The following is a 4122-nucleotide window of genomic DNA, read 5'->3' on the forward strand; positions in this document are numbered from 1 at the left end:
CTGCAGGGTGCTGCGCTCACGAGGCGGCATGCTCGGCGTGGTCGAATCCACCAGACACTGGATCACCTCAACCTGCAGTTCATTCGGCAGGTGCTTGTATTCGGCTTCCCACTTCTGCCCCAGCGCGTGGACACTCTTCATCACAGGGTTGTCGTAGAAGCCGACGCAGGACATGCAGCTGCGCACACGCGCATCCTGCTCGAAATACACTGGCAGCGAGGTTCCGCCCCAGGGCAGGCAGAACACCGACTCCATCAGATTAGGGCAAACGATGTTGAAGCTGGCGTTGGGCGCATACGGAACCAGCGCCTTGTCCCACAGATAGGAGCCCTGATGGCGAAAGCCTTCGAAGATGGTGGCGGTGGAGCCTACGGTCACACCGGCGGCACCGACACGCGGCCCACGGGTCAGGGTCGCGGTTTCCAGGGAGTCCACGCCGGGGGTTTCCAGGGCCAGCTCGGCAGCGATCTCGGCGAAGGTGTACATGTAGGCGAGCGACGGCGACAGCAGCAGGCCGGCCTGGCGGAACAACTCGCCGAACTCATCACGCAGTGCACGAATGTGCTCCTGCTCACCGGCAGGGTCCAGGTAGTGACAGCCCGCCTTGAGCGCGGCCTCGACCGTCACCTTGCCGAAATTGACGAACGGGCCGACGGTGTTGCAGACCACGCGCGCGCCCTTGAACACCTTTACAAGCGCTTCGACCTCGTGCGGGCACTCGATGATTTCATATTTGGCCGACTCCAGGCCGACGACGCGTTGCGCCATCATTTCCTGGGCACGACCGGCGTTGCGCGCCACAGCTGTGAAAGGAATGTTCTGGTCGATCAGCCAGTCCATGGTCAGCATGCCGGTGTAACCACTGGCGCCATAGACAACAACAGGATATTTGGCCATCTCGTGTTCCTCGCTTTCTTATTGGATGATTTTTGTTGGGTGTTTTGGTCGGCTCAGCCCTGGGCCCAACCTTCGGCATAGAGCTGCTGGGCCAGCAACCCCAGGCGCATGGTCAGGACACGGTTTTCCCCGTCCTCGATCAAAGCGGCCTGTGTGTCTCGCAACAGCTTTTCGATCGGGTATTCGCGCGTGGTCCCGTTACCCCCGAAAAGGCGGAAGGCTTCCTCGACAACGGCCAACGCCTCTTCAGTCACCGTGACCTTGGCGGAGGCAGTGGCGTAAGGGTGGGTTTGCGGCGACAGACGAGCAAAGCTCAGCGAACGACGAGCCACGGCGCGGGCGATCTCTACGCGGCGCAACATTTCGCCCAGACGCAGGCGCGTCATCTGATGGTCAATCAACATCTGACCGCCCTGGCGACGCTCATGGCAGTATTGCAGCGCATACTCGAAGGCTGCCCGAGCGACGCCAGTGAAGACTTGGCTCATGTGAGTACCGGCATAGGACCAGGACGAGCTGACGGCGCCGTAGTAGGCATCTCGCTCGGCGATGGCAAAGCGCCGAGGTACCCGCACACTGTCAAAATAGATCTCACCTTGAGGCAAGGAACGCTGCCCGATCTTGTCCAGCGGCTTGCCCTTGGAAACCCCCTTGAGGTCCAGCGGGATGACCACGGCGATGCCATGGGGCAGTCCGTTGCTATCGAAAAAGCCGTCGCCGTAGTCGGCGCACATCAGGCCAAAGGCGACCTGCGCCACTGCGCCATTGGACACCCAGGCCGAGCTCTGTCCATTGATGATGATCTCGTCGCCGACGACCTTTGCGGTCAGGTTGCCGATGTTAGCCTGCTGCCCCGCAGGCCAATCGCGCGCTATATCGAAGAGTTGATTGTCGCTCCCTCGATCAGGCTGGGTGGCCATCCAGCAACCGATTCGGCCCTGACAAAGCTCCACCAGTTCAGCATTGCCGGCAGCGGCCGCCATCTGTAGCGGGAAACCGGCACAGCCGAGAGAAACCGCCAGACCTGCATCACCCCAGCCAAGCTCTTCACCAATCAGGGATTCGATCCGCACCGCCATTTCCGGCGGCAGCTCCGCCAGCAGCGCGGGATCCAATCCCAGCTTGGCGTACTCACTGAAGAGTGAGTAATAAGGCGAGCCAGGAGCGATGACCTCCTCGGCTTTCATCCGGTCCAGTTCACGACCCAGCGGCCGCAGCACCTCCTTTGAGAAACGGTGTACCGAGGCCTGGATCGCTGCTTCTTCTTCGCTCAGGGGGGATTCGAAACCGGACAACCCGGCAGCCGGCAACGTCATGGTGGATTTGAGCGTAATCATCAGAGCACCCTCGCCGGAACCGGCCCGCAAGTCATTGGCTGGCGACCGCCCAGGCAGTTGAGTTCGATAGTGGATGGGGCCTTTGGCGTTTCGCCCAGAAAGCCTCTGGCAACGGCCAAGCCGTTGTTCGGACAGGAACCAGCCTTGGAATTTTTCATGTTCGACCTCCTGGGGGCCTTTTGTTGTTTTGTCGACTTTAACAAGGAGTTTTATTTTACGCAACGACTGTTATGTTAATAATAATCGCGCACAAGACTTTCCCTGAAAGCGAGCCCTTATGGTTCGCCAGTCGTTCAACCGGTAGATGGAAGGCCCAGCGCAGGCACCACCTGACAACAGGCCAAAAATACGAGGTGCCCTGCTCATCCAGCGGGTTCCTGATATGCAGGCTGTGGGAGCAACGGACACTTGCGCGCAGATAAATCCGCTATGCAGGGTGCTCCGAAAGGACGCCCTCTCCGATGGCTAAAGCGCCTTTGAAGAGAGCATTTCCTGAATCGTCTGAGTGGCTTCTCGAGTTCTGCCCGCGAGCTTCTTCACTTCATCTGCCACTACGGAAAATCCGCGCCCCGCATCACCAGCTCGTGCCGCTTCGATYGCTGCATTGAGGGCGAGCATGTTGATCTGGTCAGTGATGCTCTTGATCACGTTCACGACCTGCGAAATCTGTTCGTAAGTTGTCTGTATGCCAGCCAACTCCCGCGCGCGTATCGTTTGGGCAAGCTTTTCGTCCGAGATATCACGTACGGCCCCGATGATGCGGCGGAGCCTGCCACTGCGATCCATCACGCCCTGGCCCCTTTCGCGGTACCAGATCTCTCCTTTGAATTTGTGCCTCATTCGGTACTCGACCGTATAGCCTGAGTAAGGGTCTGCGGCATTGAGGTATTCCGTCACCACCTTCATGACATGCTTCAGATCATCCGGATTGACGATTGAAAAATACCCCTCCCAGTCATCCTTGAAATCCTGTTCCGAATAGCCCACGAGCTCGCGGAACTGCTTCGACCAGCGAAGCTGGTTTTCAGGGTGATCCGGATTTCCGTCAACAATAAACAGTTCCCAGCAAACCTCTGTGAGCGCATTCTTGGTCACTTCCCAGACCTGTTCCTTTTCCCTGCATGAAACCAACTGCTCATTCAGATCGGATAGCTTCAGGTTGCTCTCCTTGATCTCACATTGAAGCTCGTGCATTTCATCCCGAGCGGCTTGCAGACAATTTTTCAGATCACTGACAAGGGCACTTTCAGAGTCATCTGATCTCTGACCAGCACTGTCATGCTCCTGATGGTTGAGCCGCCGCTCTAGCCCATCGAAGCTGTCAGCCAACCATGGATATTTGTTGATCAACCCCCCTTGGAAATCGGGAGCTGGCTGTCCACTCAACAGCGACGATATTCGCGAGCTGACCTCTTCAGCCAGACGCTTGAGCTTTCTTCCGGAAAACATGGGTCCTCCTTAAAAAACAGTCGAATTCATGATTGGCTGATTTCAAAAAAAAGGGACCGGACGTCGGATCCGACGAGGTCCCTCAAAGGGAGGAATCAAAATCAGCTATGGGGTCAAAGAACAGAGTCAACAACTCGCCTTTCCAGCGACGTCTCGAGAGATGCCTTTACTTGATTTGTACCGGCACCACACCACGTCGAGAAAACAGAACGGGATAGTCATTGCCGCTGAGTAATGCAGCCGTCAGCGAAACGCCATCGGGCGTCTTCTGCTCCTGGAAACTCCCTCCCCCATCGCTGCTGCGTACCATCAGCCCATCCAGACCGACCACGACTACCTGCTTTCCTGACACGGCGATGGCCGTGATCGAACTCTTGCTCTCCAGGGGCACGCGTTGCCAAACCTGTCCGTCCGCGGTGCCATGCAGCAGTGTGCCGCG

Annotated in this window: 3 protein-coding genes and 1 pseudogene; all 4 read right to left on the minus strand. The window is 57.9% G+C overall.

Annotated elements, in window-relative coordinates:
* Nucleotides 1–897, minus strand: an 897-nt coding sequence (locus ACXRVY_RS19000) for a DUF5938 domain-containing protein (protein WP_458237983.1), incomplete at its 3' end; no start/stop codon positions are given.
* A 53-nt stretch (nucleotides 898–950) separates the two neighbouring features.
* Nucleotides 951–2234, minus strand: a complete 1284-nt coding sequence (locus ACXRVY_RS19005) for an acyl-CoA dehydrogenase family protein (RefSeq protein ID WP_457265877.1) — start codon at nucleotides 2232–2234, stop codon at nucleotides 951–953.
* 465 nt (nucleotides 2235–2699) lie between these two features.
* Nucleotides 2700–3683, minus strand: coding sequence for a methyl-accepting chemotaxis protein (locus ACXRVY_RS19010; protein WP_414917500.1), 984 nt, complete (start codon nucleotides 3681–3683; stop codon nucleotides 2700–2702).
* Between the two features lie 166 nt (nucleotides 3684–3849).
* Nucleotides 3850–4122 (minus strand): annotated as a pseudogene (locus tag ACXRVY_RS19015) (glycosyl hydrolase); the annotation flags it as partial.

Source organism: Pseudomonas sp. P5_A2_2, from assembly GCF_054177685.1.

Excerpts from the sequence above, each read along its gene's own strand:
- ACXRVY_RS19005 (WP_457265877.1), bottom strand. The coding sequence starts at position 2,234 with ATGATTACGCTCAAATCCACCATGACGTTGCCGGCTGCCGGGTTGTCC.